19 protein-coding genes are annotated in these 22,514 nt (G+C 51.7%); 10 read left to right on the forward strand and 9 right to left on the reverse strand.

Annotation, left to right across the window (positions count from 1 at the left end; all coding sequences use genetic code 11):
- Window positions 1–75: 75 nt before the first annotated feature.
- The 5 genes from lpxA to FRZ59_RS19705 all read right to left on the reverse strand — a co-directional run bounded on the left by lpxA (window position 76) and on the right by FRZ59_RS19705 (window position 4,797).
- On the reverse strand, window positions 76–855 hold the full coding sequence (lpxA, locus tag FRZ59_RS03095; RefSeq protein ID WP_132127338.1) for an acyl-ACP--UDP-N-acetylglucosamine O-acyltransferase: 780 nt from the start codon (window positions 853–855) through the stop codon (window positions 76–78).
- Window positions 852–2,252 (reverse strand): bifunctional UDP-3-O-[3-hydroxymyristoyl] N-acetylglucosamine deacetylase/3-hydroxyacyl-ACP dehydratase, encoded by a 1,401-nt coding sequence (locus FRZ59_RS03100; RefSeq protein WP_192901606.1) that lies wholly within the window; start codon window positions 2,250–2,252, stop codon window positions 852–854. The genes lpxA and FRZ59_RS03100 overlap by 4 nt, the downstream gene beginning before the upstream one ends.
- A 139-nt stretch (window positions 2,253–2,391) precedes the next feature.
- Window positions 2,392–3,453: a UDP-3-O-(3-hydroxymyristoyl)glucosamine N-acyltransferase gene (gene lpxD, locus FRZ59_RS03105; RefSeq protein ID WP_132127336.1), complete on the reverse strand. Its 1,062-nt coding sequence runs from the start codon at window positions 3,451–3,453 to the stop codon at window positions 2,392–2,394.
- A gap of 85 nt (window positions 3,454–3,538) precedes the next feature.
- On the reverse strand, window positions 3,539–4,294 hold the full coding sequence (locus tag FRZ59_RS19700; protein WP_349290822.1) for an HD domain-containing protein: 756 nt from the start codon (window positions 4,292–4,294) through the stop codon (window positions 3,539–3,541).
- Window positions 4,273–4,797, reverse strand: a complete 525-nt coding sequence (locus tag FRZ59_RS19705) for an HD domain-containing protein (protein ID WP_349290823.1) — start codon at window positions 4,795–4,797, stop codon at window positions 4,273–4,275. Before FRZ59_RS19705 ends, FRZ59_RS19700 begins: the two co-directional genes overlap by 22 nt.
- 34 nt (window positions 4,798–4,831) lie before the next feature.
- On the opposite strand from FRZ59_RS19705, the gene porX reads away from it, so the two are divergent.
- From porX to FRZ59_RS03125, 3 genes are all read left to right on the forward strand, one after another.
- Window positions 4,832–6,379, forward strand: a complete 1,548-nt coding sequence (porX, locus tag FRZ59_RS03115) for a T9SS response regulator signal transducer PorX (RefSeq protein WP_132127335.1) — start codon at window positions 4,832–4,834, stop codon at window positions 6,377–6,379.
- Window positions 6,380–6,643: 264 nt separating this feature from the next.
- Window positions 6,644–7,069: a tRNA (adenosine(37)-N6)-threonylcarbamoyltransferase complex ATPase subunit type 1 TsaE gene (gene tsaE / locus FRZ59_RS03120; RefSeq protein ID WP_132127334.1), complete on the forward strand. Its 426-nt coding sequence runs from the start codon at window positions 6,644–6,646 to the stop codon at window positions 7,067–7,069.
- 10 nt (window positions 7,070–7,079) lie between these two features.
- Window positions 7,080–8,294 carry an alanine dehydrogenase gene (locus FRZ59_RS03125; protein ID WP_132127333.1) on the forward strand — a complete coding sequence of 405 codons (1,215 nt, stop codon included), beginning with the start codon at window positions 7,080–7,082 and terminating at the stop codon, window positions 8,292–8,294.
- Window positions 8,295–8,335: 41 nt separating this feature from the next.
- Here the strand turns inward: FRZ59_RS03125 and FRZ59_RS03130 are convergent, their stop codons facing one another.
- From FRZ59_RS03130 to FRZ59_RS03140, 3 genes are read right to left on the reverse strand one after another with little or no spacing between them, the layout of a single operon-like run.
- The gene (locus FRZ59_RS03130) at window positions 8,336–9,073 is read right to left on the reverse strand and encodes a UDP-2,3-diacylglucosamine diphosphatase (protein ID WP_132127332.1); all 738 of its coding nucleotides are present in this window, start codon (window positions 9,071–9,073) and stop codon (window positions 8,336–8,338) included.
- Window positions 9,074–9,095: 22 nt separating this feature from the next.
- Window positions 9,096–10,157 carry an aminotransferase class I/II-fold pyridoxal phosphate-dependent enzyme gene (locus FRZ59_RS03135; protein WP_132127331.1) on the reverse strand — a complete coding sequence of 354 codons (1,062 nt, stop codon included), beginning with the start codon at window positions 10,155–10,157 and terminating at the stop codon, window positions 9,096–9,098.
- 1 nt (window position 10,158) lies between these two features.
- Window positions 10,159–11,457 carry a D-alanyl-D-alanine carboxypeptidase/D-alanyl-D-alanine-endopeptidase gene (locus FRZ59_RS03140; protein ID WP_132127330.1) on the reverse strand — a complete coding sequence of 433 codons (1,299 nt, stop codon included), beginning with the start codon at window positions 11,455–11,457 and terminating at the stop codon, window positions 10,159–10,161.
- A gap of 75 nt (window positions 11,458–11,532) precedes the next feature.
- Here FRZ59_RS03140 and FRZ59_RS03145 point away from each other — a divergent pair, with 75 nt between their 5' ends.
- The gene (locus FRZ59_RS03145) at window positions 11,533–12,747 is read left to right on the forward strand and encodes an aspartyl protease family protein (RefSeq protein WP_158640511.1); all 1,215 of its coding nucleotides are present in this window, start codon (window positions 11,533–11,535) and stop codon (window positions 12,745–12,747) included.
- Between the two features lie 184 nt (window positions 12,748–12,931).
- Window positions 12,932–13,474, forward strand: a complete 543-nt coding sequence (locus FRZ59_RS03150; protein WP_132127328.1) for a DUF6252 domain-containing protein — start codon at window positions 12,932–12,934, stop codon at window positions 13,472–13,474.
- A gap of 114 nt (window positions 13,475–13,588) precedes the next feature.
- On the opposite strand, the gene FRZ59_RS03155 is transcribed toward FRZ59_RS03150, so the two are convergent.
- Entirely contained in the window at window positions 13,589–15,463 is a 1,875-nt protein-coding gene (locus FRZ59_RS03155) for a vWA domain-containing protein (protein WP_132127327.1), read from the reverse strand.
- 116 nt (window positions 15,464–15,579) lie between these two features.
- Here FRZ59_RS03155 and FRZ59_RS03160 point away from each other — a divergent pair, with 116 nt between their 5' ends.
- From FRZ59_RS03160 to FRZ59_RS03180, 5 genes are all read left to right on the forward strand, one after another.
- The gene (locus FRZ59_RS03160) at window positions 15,580–17,985 is read left to right on the forward strand and encodes an alpha-amylase family protein (RefSeq protein ID WP_207910180.1); all 2,406 of its coding nucleotides are present in this window, start codon (window positions 15,580–15,582) and stop codon (window positions 17,983–17,985) included.
- Window positions 17,978–18,445 (forward strand): hypothetical protein, encoded by a 468-nt coding sequence (locus FRZ59_RS03165; protein WP_132127326.1) that lies wholly within the window; start codon window positions 17,978–17,980, stop codon window positions 18,443–18,445. The genes FRZ59_RS03160 and FRZ59_RS03165 overlap by 8 nt, the downstream gene beginning before the upstream one ends.
- A 100-nt stretch (window positions 18,446–18,545) precedes the next feature.
- Window positions 18,546–19,145, forward strand: a complete 600-nt coding sequence (locus FRZ59_RS03170; RefSeq protein WP_132127325.1) for an RNA polymerase sigma factor — start codon at window positions 18,546–18,548, stop codon at window positions 19,143–19,145.
- Window positions 19,135–20,583 carry a TonB family protein gene (locus FRZ59_RS03175; protein ID WP_132127324.1) on the forward strand — a complete coding sequence of 483 codons (1,449 nt, stop codon included), beginning with the start codon at window positions 19,135–19,137 and terminating at the stop codon, window positions 20,581–20,583. The genes FRZ59_RS03170 and FRZ59_RS03175 overlap by 11 nt, the downstream gene beginning before the upstream one ends.
- Window positions 20,584–20,625: 42 nt before the next feature.
- Window positions 20,626–22,494 carry a M1 family metallopeptidase gene (locus FRZ59_RS03180; RefSeq protein ID WP_132127323.1) on the forward strand — a complete coding sequence of 623 codons (1,869 nt, stop codon included), beginning with the start codon at window positions 20,626–20,628 and terminating at the stop codon, window positions 22,492–22,494.
- The last annotated feature ends 20 nt before the right edge of the window (window positions 22,495–22,514 follow it).

The raw sequence follows: 22,514 nt of genomic DNA on the forward strand, positions 1-22,514 counted from the left end.
CATCTTTGCAGCCGGTTTTCAGTCTTTTTGTTGCGTTTGCCATTCCGGCATTTGCGGAATCGCTGCAAGTTGCCCCTACTGGAAAAACCCTTTCATAATTCCACGGTTGGAATTCCGAACGAAATTTACGATCTCGTCGCGTTCTTCGGTAGGCTCAATTTCGGCTTCGATAATGTCCAGCGCCTTGGAAGTATTGTTATGTTTTACAAAGAGCAGGCGGTATATTTCCTGAATATGATTGATCTTTTCGGACGAAAAACCTCTTCTCCTGAGGCCCACGGAGTTAATACCCACGTACGAAAGAGGCTCCCGCGCGGCCTTTGTATAAGGAGGCACATCTTTTCTGACCAGGGAGCCGCCCGATAGCATGGCATGTGAGCCAATATTTACGAACTGGTGTACGGCCGTAAGTCCGCTTAATATGGCCCAGTCTCCGATCGTAATGTGGCCTGCCAGGGTGGTGGCGTTTCCAAGGATCACGCGGTCGCCAAGGATACAGTCATGAGCCACGTGTGCGTAGGCCATGATCAGGCAGTCTTTTCCGATGCGGGTGTACCCAAGCGCCTTGGTTCCCCGGTTGACGGTAGCGCATTCCCGAATAGTAGTGCCATCGCCTATGATCACCAGGCTGTCTTCTCCCTCGAATTTGAGGTCCTGGGGAATAGCGGATATTACCGCGCCCGGAAATATGCGGCAGTTTTTCCCTATCCGGGCGCCGTCCATGATCGTGACATTGGAGCCTATCCAGGTACCTTCGCCTATTTCCACATTCTTATGAATGGTTGCGAAGGGTTCAATAACCACATTATCAGCGATTTTTGCCTGCGGGTGAACGTAAGCAAGAGGTTGTATCATACGTCTTTTTTTCTAACTATCTGCGCCATCATTTCCGATTCCATTACGATCCGCTCCCCCACGTATGCTACCCCTTTCATTTGGCAGATCCCGCGTCTGATAGGAGCCAGCAGGTCGCAGCGTATTACGAGGGTATCTCCCGGAAATACCATATCGCGGAATCTTGTATTATCGATCTTGAGGAAGTACGTCCAGTAATTATGCGGGTCCGGTACGGTATTCAATACCAGAATTCCTCCCGTTTGTGCCATGGCTTCGACCTGGAGTACGCCGGGCATTACCGGGTTCCCGGGAAAATGCCCCTGGAAGAAACCTTCGTTCATCGTCACGTTTTTCAGGCCCACCACGTGCATGTTGCTCATCTCCAGTATTTTATCTATAAGCAAGAAAGGAGGTCGGTGCGGAAGCATGCCCATGATCTGGTTCACGTCGTAGAGCGGCTTTTCGGCGGGATTATAATTCGGTATTTTTTTCTTGGTGCGGTCTTTTTTTATCAGGGCCTTGATCTTCCGGGCAAAGGCCACGTTCGCGGCATGACCCGGCCGTGCGGCCATAATATGGGCTTTCAGAGGTACTCCTACGAGGGCAAGGTCACCCACTACGTCCAGTAACTTATGCCGGGCAGGTTCATTTTGATGGCGCAGCCGGATATTGTTGAGAATGCCTTCCTTGGCTACCGAGATCTTTTCCCGTTTAAAGAGCTTGGCCAGCCGGCCCAGCTCTTCCTCGCTCACTTCCTTATCAACGACCACAATAGCGTTGTTCAGGTCCCCGCCGCGAATAAGATTATGGTTCAGCAGCATTTCAAGCTCATGCAAAAAGCAAAACGTGCGGGAAGAGGCGATTTCCTTGTTGAATTCGGAGATATGCATGATACTGGCATGCTGGCTTCCAAGCACCTGGGAATTATAATCTACCATCACCGTCACGCGGTAGTCATCCTGGGGCATGGCCACCATTTCCACCTTGCGGTCGGGTTCGGCATAGTGTACATTCTGCGGCAGTGTGTAATATTCCCGGTCCGCCTTTTGTTCTTTTCGGCCGGCCTTTTCAATGGATTCCACGAAAACGACCGAACTTCCGTCCATAATGGGCGTTTCCGGGCCATCCAACTCAATGAGTACATTATCCACCTCGCAGCCCATTAACGCGGCCAGTACGTGTTCCACGGTGCTTACGCTGGCGTCATTCTGGCTAAGGGTAGTGCCCCTGGAGGTATCGGTTACATTATCCACGTCCGCGTCAATCAGCGGACTTCCGGGCAAGTCTACCCGCTGAAACTTATAGCCGTGATTTTCAGGGGCCGGCCGGAAGGTCATGTTCACTTCCTTCCCGGTATGTAATCCAACGCCTGAAACGGTTACTGGAAATTTAATAGTATGCTGCTTTACATTCATCACCGAAATAAGGTTTGATCTTTTACCTTCCGCCCTGCCCGCCGTACCTTCTCCACATCCGCGTACAAAGGTCAGGCGGCGGAAAAATTTTCGCCAAATATCAGAATATCCGGAAAAGATACGAAATGTTTAATGCTTTTTAAGCATTCCTCTCTGCTTCCTCCCCGCTCCCGCCGCGTTCCAGCAGCTGTTTTTCAAGCAAGGCGATCTTGTTTTCCAATTCCGGCAGCCTCCTGTATACAGCCTGTATGCGCAACGATTCCCGGAAAGCCAGGGCAGGCGAACCGTTCCATTGTTTTCCTTCCTCGGTAATTGACTTGGATATGCCCGACTTGGCATTTATCTGAGTACCTTTCGCCAATGAAATATGGCCTACGATGCCTACCTGTCCGCCGATCACGGAGTTCTCTCCTATTTTTGTACTGCCCGAAATGCCCGTCTGGGAAGCTATTACCGTGTTCTTGCCAATCTCCACGTTATGGGCTACCTGTATCAGGTTGTCAAGCTTCACCCCTTTTCCGATAATGGTGGAACCCATCGTGGCGCGGTCAATAGAATTATTAGACCCTATTTCCACATCGTCCTCAATGACCACATTCCCGATCTGGCTCACTTTAGAATAGGAACCATCCGGCTGCGGGGCAAAGCCAAAACCATCGCTGCCGATGACTGTGCCGGAATGAACGATCACACGGCTCCCAATCAGGCAATCCGAATAGATCTTAACTCCGGCGTATAAGACAGAATTATCTCCCACCACGCAATTATCACCCAAATATACCTGCGGAAATACTTTTACGTTTTTTCCCAGCTTCACGTTATGGCCAATGTAGGAAAAGGCGCCGATGTAACATTCTTCCCCGATTTCGGCCGAAGGGCTTATAAAATTGGGTTCTTCGCGCCCTGTCTTATTCAGTTTACTGCTGTTGTAGAGGTCAAGCAGCACTGAAAATGCGCTGTAAGGATCCTTTACGCGGATTAATGTACTTGTCACCGGCTTTTCCAGCAACAGGTCCAGACCTACAATGACAATGGAAGCATTCGTGGAATACAGGAAAGGAGCATATTTAGGATTTGCCAGGAAGGTAAGCGAGCCCTCCTGGGCGTCTTCAATCTTTGAAACAGCAGACACTTCGGCCCCGGGCTCGCCTTCGACAATCCCGTTCAGTAATTTTCCAAGTTCGGCCGCAGTGAATTTCATTCTGAGTATGATTTATTGCTTGTATTTGGATACCCCTATCCTACAAAGGTGAATATTTTTTAAGAAAAAACGCAAATTTGGAAGATTACATCCCCGATAACTGCTTTGGGTAACAGCAATAATGCTTTTCAACCGTTCTGCTGAGCGCCCTGATGTTAAAATTATCCGATGCGTCGGTTATGTCTGCCACGCTGCCGTCCTTCATGAGGATATCGATGTTTTCCGAACTCTCCCTGTAAGCGCTGTTGCTCAGTTTCCCGCTGAAGACCAGCCAGGAAGCATCAGAAGCCGGAAGATCAAACGCTTTCGCGCATTTGGCCCGCAAGCCGGCAAGTTGTTGTTTTCCAAAGGTATTCTTCTGTACCTCTATCCGAAGCAGCTGCCGGTTTATCAATCCTCCGCAAAGAATGGAAAGCACCTTGTCAGGGTGACTTACCCAGGCTTTCACGCTTACGGTAATATCATGATCATCCAGTTGCAAAAAAGCGTCAAGGTACTCCGGTTGGGAAAGAAAGTCCTCCCGTGAAACCCGGTTGTGCAAAAAAAGGCCGAAAGGGGAAGTGCTGAATAAGGAGTCAGACTCCAGTGCCAGCTTACGCCCGCGGCCAAGGGCCTTTATCAGCATCTGCTCGGCAGCCACTACTGTTTTGTGAAGGTATACCTGCCAGTACATCAGGCGGCGGGCAATTAGGAATTTCTCAATGGAATAAATTCCTTTTTCTTCCACCACAAGCTTATCATCCTTGACATTCAGCATCTTAATAATGCGATCGAAACTAATCACTCCTTCGGAAACGCCGGAATAAAAACTGTCGCGGTTCAGGTAATCCATCCGGTCCATGTCCAGCTGGCCCGAGACCAGCTGGTGCAGGAATTTTTTTCATACGTTCCCTTGAAAATTCGAATGGCCAGGTCAAGCCGGCCTCCGAACTCTCTGTTCAGCCTGTCCATGACCAGGCCAGAAATATCCTCATGTGAGATCCCTTCTACAATGGTATGTTCCAGGGCATGAGAAAAAGGGCCGTGCCCGGCATCGTGCAGCAGGATGGCAATAGTAGCTCCTTCGGCCTCGGCTTCGGAAATAGCATGCCCCTTTCCGCGAAGCGTTTCCAGCGCCATACACATCAGGTGCATAGCGCCCAGGGCGTGATGGAGGCGCGTATGCAGGGCTCCGGGATAAACCAGGTGCGCCAGGGCCATTTGCTTGATCCTCCGCAGACGCTGCAGGTAAGGGTGTGAGAGCAGATCGAAAATGATCTCGTAAGGGATGTTTATAAACCCGTAAACGGGGTCATTGATTATTTTTTTTTTGTTCAGCGTCACAATGGAACCTCTTGGCAGCAAATTTGTTAAAATAAATCAGAAATAAAACAGCAACATGCAGGAAACAACAATTTTATGGGCCGATGACGAGATCGACCTGTTAAAACCCCATATTCTCTTTCTGAACGACAAAGGCTATAAAGTAAAGACTGTTACCAATGGAAGCGATGCCCTGGACGCTATAAAAACCGAAAACTTCGACCTTATTTTTCTTGACGAAAACATGCCGGGGCTTACGGGCCTGGAAACGCTGGCGGAAGTAAAAAGCCTGAGAGCGGATCTGCCGGTAGTGCTGATTACCAAGAACGAAGACGAACCGGTGATGGAAGATGCCATCGGCGCCCAGATTGACGATTACCTGATCAAACCGGTAAACCCTAAGCAGGTGCTGCTGACCATTAAAAAGATACTTGACAATAAACGGCTGGTAACGGCCAAGACGACTTCTGCCTACCAGCAGGATTTCATGAGCTTGGGCCTGACCCTGAACGATAACCTTTCATTCGACGAGTGGACAGAAGTATACAAGAAGCTGATATATTGGGAGTTGCAACTTGACCGGCTGGAAGACACGGGCATGCTGGAAATCCTTACCCAGCAAAAGGCGGAAGCAAACATGCAGTTTTCCAAGTTCGTCGAAAAAAATTACCTGAAGTGGGTGCAGCATCCTGAAGACGGCCCCACTATGTCGCATAATCTCCTCGCCAACAGAGTCTTCCCGCTCCTGGATGACACCCCTACTTTTTTTGTCCTGATAGATAACCTGCGTTATGACCAGTGGAAGGTTATCCAGCCCATCATCTCCGAATATTTTCGTTTTGAATCCGAAGAGTGTTATTACAGCATTCTGCCCACGGCCACGCAATATGCCCGTAACGCCATTTTCTCCGGCCTGATGCCCCTGGAGATGGAAAAGCAGTATCCGAATATCTGGCAAAACGACGAAGATGAAGGCGGTAAGAATATGTATGAGGAAGACTTCCTGTACTCCCATATTCAGCGGATGCGCAAACCCGTCAAGTTCAGCTACACCAAAGTGCTGAATTATGAAGCCGGCCGGGAATTAATGGAGAACGTTCACAACATCCTGGGGAATTCCTTAAACGCGGTGGTATATAATTTCGTTGACACGCTCTCCCATGCCCGCACAGAAATGGAGATCCTGAAGGAACTGGCCTCCGATGAAGCAGCCTACCGTTCCCTGACGCTCTCCTGGTTTGAACATTCCCCCTTACTGGACGCCCTGAAGCGAATTGCCGATAAGAAAGTGCGCCTCATCATTACTACGGATCACGGGACCATACGGGTAAGAACTCCGAGCAAAGTGATCGGCGACAGGAACACCAATACCAACCTGAGGTACAAAACGGGCAAGAACCTGGCATTTGACGCAAAAGATGTCATGCATATCCGCAATCCCCATGAAGCGCTCCTGCCGCGGCAGCACGTAAGTTCCAGCTATATTTTTGCAAAGGAAGACGAATACTTTGTTTACCAGAACAATTACAACCAGTTCGTGCAGTATTACCTGAATACTTTTCAGCACGGGGGGATCTCGCTGGAAGAAATGATCATTCCGTTTGCTATCTTCAGCAGCAAGTAAAGCTTAATTTTCCCCTTCGAAGGCGGTTTTGATATTTCCGTACTCGCTCAGGCTGATTTTTGAGGTTCAATTGCTTCGCAATTTCCCTCAAAAATCAAACATCGCTGCGTGCGGAAATATCAAAACCTTGTTTCAGTGGAAAATTAACCCAAAAAAGGCGTTTTCGCCTAATCGCTGCGCGATGGGCGGGCGCAAAGCGGCCGGGATCCCAAAAATCAGCTCGAGCGAGTACGGATCCGCCAAAAACCTGTATTTTTGCACCCCATGAACGACCACGAACTAAACTGCGGAAGCCTGGAGGAGCTGCGGGGCTGCGCGCGGCAGCTGCTGGACTTTGCAGGAGGCGAGCGCGTTTTTCTTTTTTATGGTGAAATGGGAGCGGGTAAAACGACCTTTATCCAGGCTATTTGCGCTGAGCTGGGGGTTACTGCTCCAGTTTCGAGCCCGACTTTTGCGCTGGTCAATGAATATGAGAGCCCGGGCGGGCCTATTTTTCATTTTGATTGCTACCGGTTAAAAAACGAACAGGAAGCTTACGATATCGGACTGGAGGAATACTTTGACAGTGGCCATTATTGCCTGGTAGAGTGGCCCGGAAAAGTGGAGAGCCTGCTCCCCGAAAAGCATATTACGATAAAAATGGAAGTACACAAAAATTTACGGAAGATAAAACTCCGGAATTTTACGTAAATTGCGTGCTATGAAATCGGGCTTTTCGGAAATTGCCAGACAGGCAATGCTAATGCCTCAGGAGTCGATGCTGGAGGTAAAGCATAAAAAACACGAACTCTATATAGGTATTCCCAAAGAAACATCCTACCAGGAAAACCGGATCGCACTTACCCCCTCTTCGGTTGCCGTGCTGGTCAATAATGGCCATGAGGTTATCGTGGAAGCCGGGGCGGGCAACGCCGCAAATTTTCCCGATAAAGAATACAGCGAAGCCGGTGCAAGGATTATTTACAGTCAGAAAGACGTTTTTCAGGCCGATATCATCATGAAAGTGGCCCCGCCGTCCATGGAGGAACTGGATATGCTGAAATCCGAGCAAACGCTTATTTCGGCACTACATGTATCCACCATGAAGGAATCTTACCTCCGCACGCTGATGGCAAAGCGCATTACCGCTATCTGCTATGAATACCTGAAAGATCAGGGAGGCATTTTCCCGGTAGTCCGGTCCATGAGCGAGATCACGGGCAACACAGCCATCCTGATTGCGGCCGAATACCTTAGCAATCTCAGGAACGGAAAGGGAATGATGCTGGGCGGCGTGACCGGCATCCCGCCTTGTGAAGTGGTGATCATCGGCGCCGGGACCGTAGCGGAATTCGCCGCCCGTGCTGCGCTTGGCCTGGGGGCCGAAGTAAAGATCTTTGATAATTCCCTATACCGCCTCCGGCGGCTGCAGGATAACCTGAAAACCCGGGTATTCACTTCGGTGGTGCAGCCTAAGGTATTAAGCAAGGCCCTGCTTACCTGCGATGTGGCCGTGGGAGCCATGCGTTCTGTAAACGGGCGCAGCCCCTGTGTGGTGTCGGAAGAAATGGTTTCCCGGATGAAGGCCAGCTCGGTGATCATTGACGTGAGCATTGACCAGGGCGGATGTTTCGAAACTTCCCGCGTAACTAACCATGACCATCCCACTTTCAGGAAATACGACGTCATCCACTACTGCGTACCTAACATTGCCTCCCGCGTTTCCAGGACCGCATCCTATGCCCTCACCAATATATTGTCACCGGTTTTGCTGGCTATCGGCGAAGCAGGCGGTATCCGGAACATGCTTTGGGAAAAATCGGGGCCGCGCAGCGGCGTATATGCCTACCAGGGCCATCTTACCAATAAGTATATCGCCGGGCTTTTCAATATTCCCTACAAGGAACTCGACTTGCTGGTTGCGGCCGGGATGTAATGCTGCCGGAAACCTCAGTGTTGCGTTAAGCCTTGCAATCCCTAGCCCTTGTAATAGTAAAGGGACCAGGCGCCCCCGTTGTATTCAAGCGCGCTCGTGTTCTCGATCCAATCCCCTGAATTCAAATACAATAGGGACTGCTCCCCGTTTTCAACCATCTTTATCTCCGGCAAATGATTGTGCCCGCATACGAGATAGTCCATTTTCTTCTCCAGGGCAATATCTATTGCCTTCTGCTGGAAATCCTCCACCGAACGGACCTTTTTCTTTACCCAGTTCTTGAGCGCTTTTGAAAGCCGGATCTCGCGGCCCGTAAGCGGCTTCCAGAGTACATTGAGGCCCTTATTGATCAGCACCGTAGCGCCATATGAAAACGCACCCAGTTTGGTAACCAGCTTTGACTTCATGGTAAAGTCATAAGCATCCCCGTGAATGAACCAGGCTTTTTTACCATCCAGTTCCAGTTCCAGCTCATTTACCAATTTAAACCGCAGCAATGAAGAAAACGTAAAACGGCGCAGCACGTCATCATGATTGCCGGGAAGATAATAGACGTTAACACCTTCTTCCAGGTAGTTTCTGAGCGTTTCAAGCACCAGCTGATGTGATTCCGGCCAGTAATAGGTACTCAGCTGCCAGAAATCAATGAAATCGCCATTAAGTACAATGGTTTCCGGGCGGATGGACCGCAGGTATTCGTATAATTTATTCGCCTTTGCCCCGAAGGTGCCCAGGTGTACGTCCGAAATAACTACCAGTTCTACTTTGCGATGTTGCATTGCCGGTAAAAATAGCAAGAAATCAATCAGAGAAGTAATCTTTCAGCACATCGGCCAGCCTTTCAAGGTCAGCGGTGGTATGCAGGCTGCTAAGCACGATCCGGCTCAGCGGTTCGCTATGAAATGTGGGATACCGAAAGGAAGATGCCAGGATATGCCGCTCTTCCAGGCAAGCGGCTACTGCCTGGTCTTCCAAAAAGAAAACCGGCAGCCCCGGCGCTTGCCTTACCTGTTTTAAGCCCTTTATCAACCGGGAAAAACAGGTAATATTCTTTGCCAGTTGTTTCCCCGCTTCCCGGTACAGGTCGCCGGCATGAGAAAAAGCGTAGAGCCCGGCGGGCGCGGGCGGCGAGGCGCTGATAAAAAAAGCCGTTTGCCGTAATGCCCGGGCACGGCTTTCCGTACTCCATACCGCTCCCGCGGGAATCCCCATGGCCTTACCCAGCGAGCCCAGGATGATCACTTCTACCTGTTTACCCTGTGGCAGCAGGCGGGCAATTCCTTCACCTTTTTCTCCCAGAATGCCGAAACCGTGGGAATCATCAATCACCAGAAGGACCTCCTTTCCCCGTGGCAGGCGGCCGGCAAAGGAGAAATCATATTTTTGCGAACGAAGCGGGTCCACACTGCAGGCGAGGATCGCCTGCCTGCCCTCTGCCGTTTCCAGGCCGGGCAGTAGGTTCTCCAGCCATTCGTTCCAGGACGTTTGCGGCGGCGGCCCGCCGCCGCCCAGCAATGCAGGATGGGAACCGGGCGCATAATGCAACTGGTATCCTGCTGCAAGAAGGGTATGGTAAACCAGCTGGCCCGCCATGAAACCTGAAGAGAGTACGGTGCAGGCTTCGCTGCCCAGCCATCGGGCCAGCTTTTCTTCGGCCTCCGGGTATATAGCTATTTGCAGGTTAGACGCTCTTGAACTGCCGTACACGGAACCGTACTTCTCCGTTCCTTCCGATAGCAATTTCCTGAAGGCCGCATTCCGGTGCATTCCCAGGTAGCTTGTGCCGCTAAAAAAGAGGTATTCAACGCCATCCAGGAATACCGTCCGGCCGGGAGCCGCTTCCGTTATATGCGTTCTTTCCATGTTAGTATTTTTCCCGGATCTCCATCAGCAGCCGTTCCATTTCCTTTCTTACCTCTCTGACCGGGGTCATAAAATTATTATTCATAAAGGAAAAAATAAGGACTTTGCCGCTTTTTCCCAGAAGATACCCGCTCAGGTTATGCTGGTTGGAAAGCGTGCCGGTTTTGGCAAACACATAGGGCGGTTCTTCTTTGAAGTACCCTTCAATGGTACCTTCTTTTCCTCCGATAGCCAGCATAGGAAACAATCGTTCTCTTGGAAATTCCTTATATAACCTTTCAAGTACTGCCACCAGGCTGCGGGGGGTCACCATATTGTACCTGGAAAGGCCTGAGCCGTCTACCCAGGCTATTGAATCGGGCAGGTTCTGCAGGAAATGTTCTTTTGCGTAATGGATCATATCTTCACTGGCCAGCGTGTCCCCCAGCAGGGAAGAGCAAACCAGCAGCATTTGTTCGGCGATAAAATTATCGCTCACCTTCATCATGCGGGCTAACACCGAATCCAGGGGGAGGCTGTAAATGCGGGGCGCGCCGTTGGGAATAGACCTCCGGATGGGTGTAATTTCCCGTCCCAGCGTATCCTGCAGGAAGGAAAGCAGGAGTCCGGCCGAAGGGCGGAAAGGTATTCTCCGGAAATAAAAACCGGGCAGCGGCCCGGCCGGGTAACGGAAAACGTTGCTTCCGTAATCTCTTTCAATACGAAATTTATCCGGCTGAAACGCGGAATCACATCGCAACCGGGGCGCCAGGACAGCCGGGAAAACCTCCGGAGGCACACCTGCCTTTACCTGGAAATCGGCTGAATTATCATGGAACGGGAATACCGAACGTTCAGGCTGAAAAGAATAAGGGTAATCATCCCAGGCCCAGCCCGGGCCCAAGCCGGGATCCTCGTAGGGCCGCTGACTGTAAAAAATATGGCGCTGAGGGGCATTTTCAAGAAAGTCAAGCGCCCGCCGGCTTTTCAGAAAGGTATGCACCAGCGAAGGGTCGCCGGTACCCCGGAAAAAAAGGGAGTCGCCGCTTATCATGTATTGAAGGGCGGGAACGGAATCGCCCAGCATCCTCAGCGATGTGTAAAAGGTGAGCAGTTTTGTATTAGAGGCGGGAGTAAAATATTTGCCGGCATTATAAGCTGCCAGAGGCTGGCCGCTTTCCGCGTCACTGATCATCAGCCCTGTAAAATGTGCGCCAAGCACTTCGGAATCCGCAATCATCCGCGCCAGCTTATTATCATTGATCTGCGATAGCGCTGTGCCGCAACCCAGCACCAGGCAGCAGGTAAACAAAATTCTCATACCCTTAAAAATAAGGAGATAATTTAGTAAATTGGTAATATGCTTGGCCGGGGATGTTATATAATTTTTCTGAGCTTGCTGTTGCTTGCCCCCCTTCTCAGCGCCGCACAGCGTCCGTTCAAATTTATCAGCGAGCAACGGCGGAAAGTGAAAATGCCCTTTCGCTTTGAACGAAACCTCATCGTGGTTCCCGTTTATATTAATGACAAAGGCCCCTTTAACTTTATCCTGGATACCGGGGTAAGCATCCTGATCATTACCGAGCCTTCGCTGAAAGATTCACTCGGGTTGGAGGGCGACCGCAATATAAAGATCCGGGGCCTCGGCGAAGGTGAAGACCTGGACGCCCGGATCATCCCGAGAATGAAGGTACAGATTGGGAAAACCCTGGCTCCCTACATGGCCGGAGCAGTCATTGATGAAGATCATTTTCACCTTTCCAGTTATATCGGCATTCCCATATACGGCATCATCGGCCACGATTTCTTCAATAGTTTTACCGTAAAGATTAACTATGTTACTTCCCGGCTCACAATTTATCAATCCGCCAGGTTCGACCGGGAAAAATTTATCCACGGCAAAAACTATGAACCCGTGCCTATACTGCTGGAAAACCAGCGCCCCTATTTACTCACGAGTATCCGCCTGAACGACGGCACTTCCATCAGTTCCAAGCTGATCATTGACAGCGGCGCCGGACATCCTGTTTTGCTGGATCCCAATTCCAACCCTGCGCTGATTGTGCCGGATACTTCGGTATCCGCTATGCTGGGGGTGGGGTTGAACGGCCCGATTCACGGCCACCTGGGCAGGCTTAATTCGCTCTCTCTAGGGGATTTCGAGATCATCAATCCGATTGCCTCCTTCCCCGATTATGATACGGTCCTTTATGAAGCCTACGGCATACACAGGAACGGAAATATCGGGAACGAAGTACTGAAGCGCTTTAACGTGATCTTTGATTACCGGCATTCCAGCATGTACCTGAAGCCCAATAATCGCTTCGGCGACCCTTTCGAACACGATATGAGCGGAATGAGCCTCGTGAGCGGAGGCGAAGTGTACCGGCGCTACTTTATTGCCAATATTGTTCCCGGCTCCCCGGCGGATGAAGCCGGCCTCGAAGTAGATGACGAAATACTTTCCATTAACCTGCGGCCGGCCAGGGAAATGAGCATCTCGGAAATTGATAACCTGCTCCGTTCCCAGGACAAACGCAACTTACTGCTGGAAGTCGGCCGGGAAGGCGAAACCGGCATGTTCGTCCTGGTTCTTCGCCGCAGGATTTAACGCTAGTATTTGCCACACTACGGTCAAACCTGCGCTGCCGGTTCAGGGTCAAACACCTCGGCAATACCCGCAGTTTCTCATCCGGGCCCGGCAAAATCTAAATCAAACCCCGCACCTGCTCAATCACTCTTTCCGGGGTATCGCCTAACAGTTACCTTTATTGACTAATTAACTCTCCCAGGTCATGCAAACGTTAGAGAATTCAATACTCAAAAAAACCATTCTTTCGGCAGCTATGCTGCTTGCGCGGAATGACGTGGAAGAAAACACGGATACGGAAAGCGTAGCCTTTACTATGAAGGTAGACGGCGTGAATCATCCGAATTATCATGCAATGATCGTAAAGGAAGAAGAAGACGGGCACGAATTCTTCAGTATCCTGGCCTACCAGGGAGAATTTATTTCCCAAAGCAATCTGCCCAGCATCTGGCTATCGGTAAACGCCAGCGGGGAAGGTACTTATGCCATCCAGAAACGCCTGAACTTTGACGGCGCCTGGGCGTTGTACAATGACGCAGAAGGAACAGGCTTCAATTTCTTCAACAGCGACCCCAAAGTGAATAAGGGATTTGTATCCACCTGCGGGGCCATTACCATCTCCAGCATAGACGTGGAAAGCCGCCGCATCTCGGGCAGGTTCCAGTTCAATGCCATCAATGCCGGCGGCAAAACCAAAACCATCTCGGAAGGCACTTTCAGCAACCTGAGCTATTTTGAACAGGCATAATCCAACGCGCTCTCTTAACTCTCTATAATTTAAAAACGGGGCCCACTCTAGGCCCCGTTTTTTTCAAACACACACACAGCATTCGCTTCTTCTTCTTGAATTTCTTATTTCCTGTCAACGATCCGCATCCGTGCGGAGAGATAAATCCTTTACCGGTTCCCTGCCTTCTTCCAGGAGTTTCGCTGTTTTCAGCAAAGCAATGAATTCCGCCCGGTAGCCCTCGCGGTCCTGCCCCCTGGCGCCCCGGGCAAGCTGTAACATTTCCTCATAGGTGGCCGTTCCCCTGAATTCCGAGTTTCGCAGCAACATTCCGAAGCCCGCTACCGAAGCAGCGAACCGCAAGTTCTCCGAAGCTGCTTCCAGGCTGGTTTTCGCGTCGGCCAATACCGCGCTGATTTCTTTGCTTACCTTACCGCCGGGCAGCTTGTAGCGCAATTTTACCGTCAGAACTTCATTTCCTTCCGCAGCGCCGGAAGGACGCAGGTCCTGGTATTTCAGCTTATCCGTTTGTTTCGCGCCGCCTGCGGGAATAATTTCGTACAGGGCTGTTACCGTGTGGCCCGACCCCATTTCTCCCGCGTCTTTTTTATCGTCTTCAAAATCCTCTTCGTTCAGCATCCTGTTCTCATAGCCGATAAGGCGGAAGGCCTTTACATAGCCGGGATTGAACTCCACCTGCAGCTTCACATCCCCGGCAATCGTGAACATGGTTCCGCCAAATTCGCTCACCAGCACTTTCCGGGCCTCATTAAACGTGTCGATGTACGCGTAATTCCCATTCCCTTTGTCAGCCAGCAATTCCAGCTTATTATCCTTATAGTTCCCCATACCAAAGCCGAGTACCGAAAGATATACGCCACTCTCCCGCTCCGCTTCGATCAGCCGCTGCAGTTCGCCGTCGCTGGAAACACCCACGTTAAAATCCCCGTCCGTGGCCAGGATCACCCGGTTATTGCCCTCTTTAATAAAATGTTCGCGGGCAATGCGATAAGCTTCCCGGATACCGGCGCCACCCGCGGTAGAACCGCCTGCCTGTAGCTCTTCAATTGCCTGTTTAATGGTTTGCTTCTCATCTCCGGGGGTCGAATTCAGCGCCACTCCGGAACTGCTGGCATAGGTGACAATGGCCACCCGGTCTTTTGCCCGCAGCTGGCCGGCCAGCAATTTAAAGCCTTGTTTTAAAAGAGGCAGTTTATCAGGCGCCTGCATAGAGCCGGAAACATCGATAAGAAACACCAGGTTCGATGCCGGAAGATCTTCCATGGGAAGGGTCTTTCCCTGCAAGCCAATATGGACCAGGCGGTGTTCCGCATTCCAGGGAGCTTCGGTAATTTCCGTTACAATGTTCACCGGGTCCTTCCCCTGCGGCTGCCGGTAATCATAGTCAAAGTAATTGATCATTTCCTCAATTCTTACCGCATCAATGGGAGGCAGTTCCCCGTTCTCCAGGAACCGCCGCACATTGCTGTAGGAGGCCGCGTCCACATCAATAGAAAAAGTGGAAAGCGGGCTGTTCATCACTTCCTGAAACCTGTTTTCATCAACAGGGCTATAGTCTTCGGTATTATGGTAACCGGGTGCGGGCCGGATGCGGATCATGGCCGGCTGCTCCCGGTCATAGGCAGCCGTAAGTTTTTGGCCGCCGCCTATCAACACTTTCTGATTAGCCGAAACCAGGTCGTTCTGAGGCAAGGGAACCGGCAGCATCTGCACGTCCAAAACTCGCTTGCCACCTACCGGCACTTCTATTGTCAGAAAACCAATGTAACTGAATACCAGGACGGCCTTATCATCCTCCACCCTAAGAGAAAATTCACCCTTTTTATTGGTAGTAGTGCCAATGGAAGTCCCCTTCACCAAGATAGAAACTCCGGGAAGTGCTTGCTGCCCATCGGTAACTTTGCCCGTGACCGTTCGTCCCTGATCAACTCCGTTAAAGCCGCTGCCGAGAAAAAGGACAGCAAACAACAGTATGAGTTTCGCCTTCATAATTTTAAGATTTGATGACAAGCTTAAGATGCGGGCGCCCGGGAAATTCCATAGCGCCGCCCGGGCATTAAAGATTATTCTTCTGTTTTTAATAATAAGTACCTATTATAGGGGTGATGCACAATAAATCTACTTTCCCTTTTAGCCGGCGGCGGTTTCTTGCTTCAGGCGCGCTCCTGGGCGCGGCCTTTTTACCTGGCGGGGCTTCCGCGGCGGACGTTGCAAAATTGCTTCAGGGCACGCTTCAGCCGGAAACAGGAGGTCCGGCGCCGGTTCCCTTCCCCCATTTTCCCGGCACCTTTCAGGCCTTTGTATGGCGGAACTGGTTCCTGGCGCCGGCAGAGCGAATGGCAAGGGTAGCGGGCATCAGTACCGGCGAACTGCTGAAGGCGGGCCGGGCAATGGGACTGCCCGATCCCCCGGCCATAACGGGAGAGCAGGAACGGCGAAGTTATATTACCGTAATCCGGCGTAACTGGCACCTCCTCCCCACCGCACAACTGCTGGAACTACTGGGATGGACGGAAGAAAAACTGGAGTTCACGCTTAAAGAAGATGATTTTCTTTACCATAAGCTGGGCAGCCTGAAGCCCGATTGTCCGCCTGTCCGGTACACCCCCGCTGATGAAAAGTGGGAGCAATGGATGTCTCGTGTGATCACCGAAGAATTTTCCGGAAGATACCCGCGGGCAGAACAGCCGCTCTTCCATTTTGTGGATGAATTGTCGGCGCCGCTTCGAAAGGCCCCTTCGCGGGAAAAGGCACCGGCTTCCGGCTTTAGTCCCAGGTTCGCCTATCCTTATTTCGCCCTTTTCGGCGATCCCCTGCTTGATCCGGGTATAGACCCCTATCCGGGCGGATACCTGGACAGGATGGCTGCTTCCGGCCTGGACGCTACCTGGATGCATATTGTACTTAGCAAACTCACACCGTTTCCCTGGGACCCGGCGGTAAGCGAACACTGGCAAGAACGGCTAGGCAACCTGCAGAAGCTGGTTCAGCGTGCGAAAAATCACGGGATCGGCATCTATTTATACCTGAATGAGCCCCGTTCCCTCCCGCTTTCCTTTTTCAAAAAACATCCTGAATTAAAAGGAGTGACCAGGGGCGGTGAAGCGGCTTTATGTACCAGCCACCCGGCCGTACAGGAGTACCTGGTGAATTCCATGACTACGATCACCAGCGCCATCCCGGACCTGGCAGGCTTTTTTTCGATTACGGCCTCGGAAAATCCCACTAACTGCTGGTCGCATTTCAACGGGCAGGGCTGTCCCCGATGCGGAGAGCGAGGGCCGACCGCTGTTATTGCCGAGCTGAACACGCTCTACCTGAAAGGGATCAGGCAAGGTATCGGCAACCAGCAACAGGCAAAGGAAGAACCGGCAGGGAACAAATCCCAACCGGCCATACGGGAGCCGCAGCTGATCGCCTGGGATTGGGGCTGGCCTGCGGACTGGGCCGAAGGGATCATCCCGGCCCTTCCTAAAGAGCTGGCTTTAATGAGCGTCAGCGAATGGGAGCTGGAAATTGAGCGCGGAGGGATCAAAAGCCACGTAGGGGAATATTCCATTTCAGCCGTCGGCCCCGGACCACGCGCCAGGCGGCACTGGTCCATCGCAAAACAGCAGGGCTTGAAAACAATTGCCAAGATACAAGCGGGAAATACCTGGGAAATAGGCGCAGTGCCCCATATTCCGGCGGTAGCCAATGTAGCGCGGCACGCCGCTAACCTGCGGGAACAGCAGGTAGACGGGCTCATGCTCAGCTGGACCCTGGGAGGGCATCCCTCCCCTAATCTGGAAGTAGTGGCCGAAATAGGCAGCAATCGTACGCTGACACCGGAACAGGCCATGCAGCAGGTGGCCGCGCGCCGTTACGGAGAAGCAGCTTCAGACGTTGTAACCGCCTGGGAACAATTCAGCCAGGCATTCAGCGAATTCCCCTATCATATCGGCGTCGTATATAACGCGCCGCTGCAGGCGGGCCCGGCCAACCTGCTTTGGGAAAAACCAACCGGTTACCGGGCAAGCATGGTGGGTATTCCTTATGACGATGTAAAAAGCTGGATATCCGTCTATCCCGAAGAAGCCTTTACAGGCCAGCTGACAAAGGCGGCCGAAGGATTCGATACAGCCCTGGCAGCCCTGCGGGCAAAAACCGGCATGCTCCGGCTGACAAAATCACAAAGGAAACTGCTGGACGAAGAATGCCACGCTGCAGAAACCGTCGCCATTCATTATCACAGCATTGTCAACCAGGTGCAATTCACCGGCATACGCGACAGGTTGCCGGAAATGGCTGCGCAGGAAAAGCAGCAGGCCCTGCGAAAGCTGGAAGCCATTCTGAAAGAAGAGATCATCCTGGCCAGGCGAATGAACGAACTCCAGGGCCTTGACAGCCGCCTTGGTTTTGAGGCTACGAATCATTATTTTTATGTTTCCTCCGACCTGACCGAAAAAGTGATCAACTGCCGCTACCTGCTTGACCGGTGGCTGCCTTCAATAAAAACCGACCATGAGTAAAATAGTAATTCTGTTAACCGCCATGTTATTCAGCACAAATCCGGGCTTGGCCGGCCCGGGAGAGGATTTAAAGAAGGTGAAATCTTTTATCAGCGATCTTGCAGATGACCGCGTAGATTACGATACGATCATCCAAAAACACCTCTGCATTGGGAATAAAGTGCTGAGCCCCCCGGAACAGGAAGAAAAGGACGCGGCGCTTAAGGCCATGCTTGAAGCACTCCGGGAACAACTACAGAAAAATCCAGCGCCGGGAATTAACAAATATTCAAAAGTCCCGCGAAAATATCAAACCCTTCAGATTGAAGAGGAGGAAGAATCTAATGTTTACGCGCTACAAGTCAAGGGCAAAGATGAACCTCCGGGCCTGATCCTGGTTAAAGATGGCCGGATCGCTTCATTTACCGCCATCAGCAAAAGCGGCATGCGCTCTTTCTTGTTGATTTGCTCTGACCTTTGATGCAAAGCCGCTACCGTACCTTCCGATGCACAGGGAGACAAACCAGGACGGCCCTCCGTTCGTTTATTTTTCCTACATTGCTTAGAAGAATGCACCCGGAATGTTTCTGAAAATAACAGGCGGCAGGAAGAAAACCCTCAGCGATGAAGAGCTGGCGGCGCATTACCGTAAAAACGGTGATATGATCCTGCTGGGCGAGCTTTACGGGCGGCACATGGAAATGGTGTTCGCGGTTTGCTTTAAATACCTGAAGGACGAAGAAGCCAGTAAGGACGCCGTGATGCAGCTTTTCGAAAAGCTCTCCGGCGACCTCCGGCGGCACGAAGTAAGCAATTTCAAAGGCTGGCTGCACCAGGTTACCCGCAACTACTGCCTCATGCATTTGCGTTCGGCCCAAAACAAGTTCCGCGAGAACATGGTTTCCATTGAAAATGAGTTAAGTGGGGATGTGGAAACGACTGCTTTCCTGCATCCTGATAATGGGGAAATACTGGAAAACCAGTTGAGGAAAGTGGAAGCAGGGATCGGGCAGCTCCCCCCGGAACAGCAGCAGTGTGTCCGGCTGTTCTACCTTGATCAGAAATGCTATAAGGATATTGCGGAAATGACGGGATACGAATTGAAGAAGGTGAAGAGTTATATACAGAACGGGAAGCGGAACCTGAAGTTATTTATGGAGGCGCAGAAAAATGAGCAGTGAAGGGAAATACATAGGCCACCTTACGCCGGAAACGATCAGGGAATACCTGGGAGGACAGCTGGACAGTACAAAGATGCACCAGATAGAAACGCATTTGCTGGAATGCGAATTCTGCGCTGATGCGGTAGAAGGATTCGAACTGTCGGAAAGATCCCATGTTAAGACGGACCAGGCGCTTCTTGCCCTCCGGAAAAAACTAAATCAAAAAATAAAGGAACACGAGCGTCCGCGCATGATGCGCTGGCCGGCCTGGTCCGCCGCGGCCGGGATAGCCCTTGCCATTGCGGGATACGTCGTGATCAAACAGCAGGAAAGGGAGCAGGAGCTACTGGCAATACAACAGTCCGAAGCCTTCCTGCAAACCGGCATCAACGACACTCTGATCATTTTTATGCCGGAAGACCCGCGGCCGGTAAATCCGGAAGGGCTCCTGGCTTCCAATACCGGGTATGCCCCGCAGCCAGGAGAACAGCATGCGGAAGCCGCGGCCTTAGCGAGGGATTCACGGGCAGCGCAGGCAGCTACCGCAAAGCAGGACGAAACTGAAAAACAACGAATAGAACATGACCCCACCCCGGATTCGCAAATCGCACAGGCAGCGGGGGCGCCCAGAGAAGGAACGGCGAAACCAGCGGCAGCGGCAAGGCAGGTAGCGGCAGTACAGCAGCAGCAGATGGCAGAAAGAACGGAAAGAATCCTCGATTCCCTGCCCGCCGGCAACGAACTGGCCAGGGCTGTTCCGGGGAACCGGGCGGTGGTTGTCAAATCGCCCGGGGTGCAGCGGAAGCCGCCGCGTACGGGAAAGGTATATATCAGGGGCGTAAAACGGGATACGGCTGCCGAAGGAATGAAAACCATCCGGGGAAGGGTGGTAGCGGGCGATACGATGTCGCTTCCGGGAGTATCGGTCACGGTGGAAGGCACCTCAAAAAGCACCTCTACGGATCATTTGGGCAATTTTACATTGCAAATCCCAAAGGGCGAGCATTCCCTGGTAATGAGCATGATCGGGTTTAAAACAGACACGGTACGGGTTGCCGAATATGCCGACAACCTTCTGCTGGCCATGCAGCCCGCGGAAATGGATCTTAACGAAGTAATCGTCGTGGGATATTCAGGAAATTCAAAAAAAGCCGGGCAGGTTTCGCCCACGCCCGTTATTGGGAAAGCAGCTTATGAAAAGTACCTGGCGGATAGCCTGCGCTACCCGGAAGAAGCGCTGGAAAAACAAGCGGAAGGCGAAGTGGTGGTCAGCTTTACGGTTCGTGCCAGTGGCAGGCCGGCGGCTTTTAAAATTATCCGTTCCCTGGGTTACGGCTGCGACAAGGAAGCCATCCGGCTGATCAAAGAAGGGCCGGATTGGGTTTCCCCGGTTGTAAAGCGCGGCCGGCCCCAACCGGCAGAAGCCGTTCAGACCGTCAAGTTTAATCTTCCTTAAAAGGCATATTTCTTATATATCTTATATTTACGAAAAATTGGTATGAATAATCTACGCTTTTTAAGTGGCGCATGCGTCATTACACTGGCCTTATTCACCGCCTGTACACCGCGGCAAAAACAGGAAAACAATACAAATACCCCCATGGACGTACATAGTTTTGCCCGCCCTTCAGAGGCCGTGGTTAAGCATCTTGACCTGAATATTTCAGTAAATTTCGGCAATAAGATCATCAGCGGAACAGCCGCCTGGGAAATCGAAACCAGCGGCGACGCTAGGGAGATTATTTTTGATACCCAGGGCCTGGAAATCGAAAAAGTCACGTACGGAAACGGCGATCCGGCTGAATTTTCGCTTGGCGGCGAGGAACCTTTCCTGGGGCAAGCCCTGAGTGTGCAGCTGGAAAACGGGACAAAAAAGGTGATCATCCATTATGTGACCAGCCCCCAGGCCGCGGCCCTGCAATGGCTTGATCCGCAGCAGACCGCAGGCAAGGAGTACCCCTACCTCTTCACCCAGTCCCAGGCTATTTTGGCGCGCAGCTGGATTCCCTGCCAGGACAGTCCCGGTATACGTTTCAGTTACACGGCAAAAGTGCAGGTCCCCCGCGAACTGATTGCCCTGATGAGCGCTGAAAACCCTACTGAAAAGTCAGCTGACGGGTCCTACAGCTTCCGCCAGGAAAACCCCATTCCCTCCTATCTCATGGCCCTGGCCGTAGGCGATATCCGTTTTCGTTCCCTTGGCAGGAATACCGGAGTGTATGCGGAACCGTCTATGATTGAAGCCTGCGCAAAAGAATTTGCCGGCATGCAGGACATGATGGACGCTGCGGAAGCGCTATACGGGAAATACCGCTGGGGCCGTTACGACGTGATCGTGCTTCCGCCCAGCTTCCCGTTTGGAGGCATGGAAAACCCTGAGCTTACCTTTGCCACCCCCACCATTATCGCCGGCGATCGCTCGCTGGTGAGCCTGGTGGCCCATGAACTGGCCCATAGCTGGAGCGGCAACCTCGTGACCAATGCCACCTGGGATGATTTCTGGCTGAACGAAGGCTTCACCGTGTATTTTGAACGACGCATTATGGAAGCCATTGAAGGCCGGCCCTATGCCGATATGCTGGCGCTTATCGGGTTCCAGGACCTGCAAAACACCATTCAGCGACTGGGAGAAAACCATCCGGACACCCGGCTGATGCTTGACCTAAAGGGCCGCAATCCTGATGACGGTGTCAGCGATATTGCCTACGAAAAAGGATTCTGCCTGCTTCGCACCATTGAAGAAGCAGCAGGGCGGGAACGCTTTGATGCATTCCTGAAACAGTATTTCAACAGCCAGGCCTTCAGTTCCGTTACTACCAAAGAATTTCTTGATTACTACCGGAAAGAGCTGATTGGCGGCGACTCCGCCCTGGCGCAGCAAATCAATATCCGTCAGTGGATCTATGAACCCGGCCTGCCACCCAATCATCCCGAATTTACTTCGGAGCGTTTTGCCGCCGTGGATGAAGCGCTGGCTGCCTGGAAAAACGGAACAACCACCGCAAGCCTTCAGACAAGCAGCTGGAGTACCCATGAATGGCTGCATTTTATTCGCCATTTACCGGAAGATATGAACCAGGAACAAATGGAAGAATTGGACAAGGCCTTTCAATTTACGGGATCAGGAAACAGCGAATTGCTGGCCGCCTGGTTCCTGCATACCATCCGGCACCGTTATGAACCAGCCTACCCTGCGCTTGAAAAATTCCTGGTAAATGTCGGCCGCAGGAAATTCCTGACCCCCTTGTATACCGAACTCATAAAAACGCCGGAAGGAAAGCAAATGGCAAAAAGCATATATGCAAAAGCGCGTCCCAACTATCATTTTGTTTCCCGGCAAACGATGGACGAATTACTCGGGCAATAGCCGATACAAACACAGCAAAC

Source organism: Anseongella ginsenosidimutans, assembly GCF_008033235.1.
Classification (GTDB): Bacteria; Bacteroidota; Bacteroidia; order Sphingobacteriales; family Sphingobacteriaceae; genus Anseongella; species Anseongella ginsenosidimutans.

Excerpts from the sequence above, each read along its gene's own strand:
- lpxA (WP_132127338.1), bottom strand. The coding sequence starts at position 855 with ATGATACAACCTCTTGCTTACGTTCACCCGCAGGCAAAAATCGCTGAT.
- FRZ59_RS03100 (WP_192901606.1), bottom strand. The coding sequence starts at position 2,252 with ATGAATGTAAAGCAGCATACTATTAAATTTCCAGTAACCGTTTCAGGC.
- lpxD (WP_132127336.1), bottom strand. The coding sequence starts at position 3,453 with ATGAAATTCACTGCGGCCGAACTTGGAAAATTACTGAACGGGATTGTC.
- FRZ59_RS19700 (WP_349290822.1), bottom strand. The coding sequence starts at position 4,294 with ATGGACCGGATGGATTACCTGAACCGCGACAGTTTTTATTCCGGCGTT.
- porX (WP_132127335.1), top strand. The coding sequence starts at position 4,832 with ATGCAGGAAACAACAATTTTATGGGCCGATGACGAGATCGACCTGTTA.
- tsaE (WP_132127334.1), top strand. The coding sequence starts at position 6,644 with ATGAACGACCACGAACTAAACTGCGGAAGCCTGGAGGAGCTGCGGGGC.
- FRZ59_RS03125 (WP_132127333.1), top strand. The coding sequence starts at position 7,080 with ATGAAATCGGGCTTTTCGGAAATTGCCAGACAGGCAATGCTAATGCCT.
- FRZ59_RS03130 (WP_132127332.1), bottom strand. The coding sequence starts at position 9,073 with ATGCAACATCGCAAAGTAGAACTGGTAGTTATTTCGGACGTACACCTG.
- FRZ59_RS03135 (WP_132127331.1), bottom strand. The coding sequence starts at position 10,157 with ATGGAAAGAACGCATATAACGGAAGCGGCTCCCGGCCGGACGGTATTC.
- FRZ59_RS03140 (WP_132127330.1), bottom strand. The coding sequence starts at position 11,457 with ATGAGAATTTTGTTTACCTGCTGCCTGGTGCTGGGTTGCGGCACAGCG.
- FRZ59_RS03150 (WP_132127328.1), top strand. The coding sequence starts at position 12,932 with ATGCAAACGTTAGAGAATTCAATACTCAAAAAAACCATTCTTTCGGCA.
- FRZ59_RS03155 (WP_132127327.1), bottom strand. The coding sequence starts at position 15,463 with ATGAAGGCGAAACTCATACTGTTGTTTGCTGTCCTTTTTCTCGGCAGC.
- FRZ59_RS03160 (WP_207910180.1), top strand. The coding sequence starts at position 15,580 with ATGCACAATAAATCTACTTTCCCTTTTAGCCGGCGGCGGTTTCTTGCT.
- FRZ59_RS03165 (WP_132127326.1), top strand. The coding sequence starts at position 17,978 with ATGAGTAAAATAGTAATTCTGTTAACCGCCATGTTATTCAGCACAAAT.
- FRZ59_RS03170 (WP_132127325.1), top strand. The coding sequence starts at position 18,546 with ATGTTTCTGAAAATAACAGGCGGCAGGAAGAAAACCCTCAGCGATGAA.
- FRZ59_RS03175 (WP_132127324.1), top strand. The coding sequence starts at position 19,135 with ATGAGCAGTGAAGGGAAATACATAGGCCACCTTACGCCGGAAACGATC.
- FRZ59_RS03180 (WP_132127323.1), top strand. The coding sequence starts at position 20,626 with ATGAATAATCTACGCTTTTTAAGTGGCGCATGCGTCATTACACTGGCC.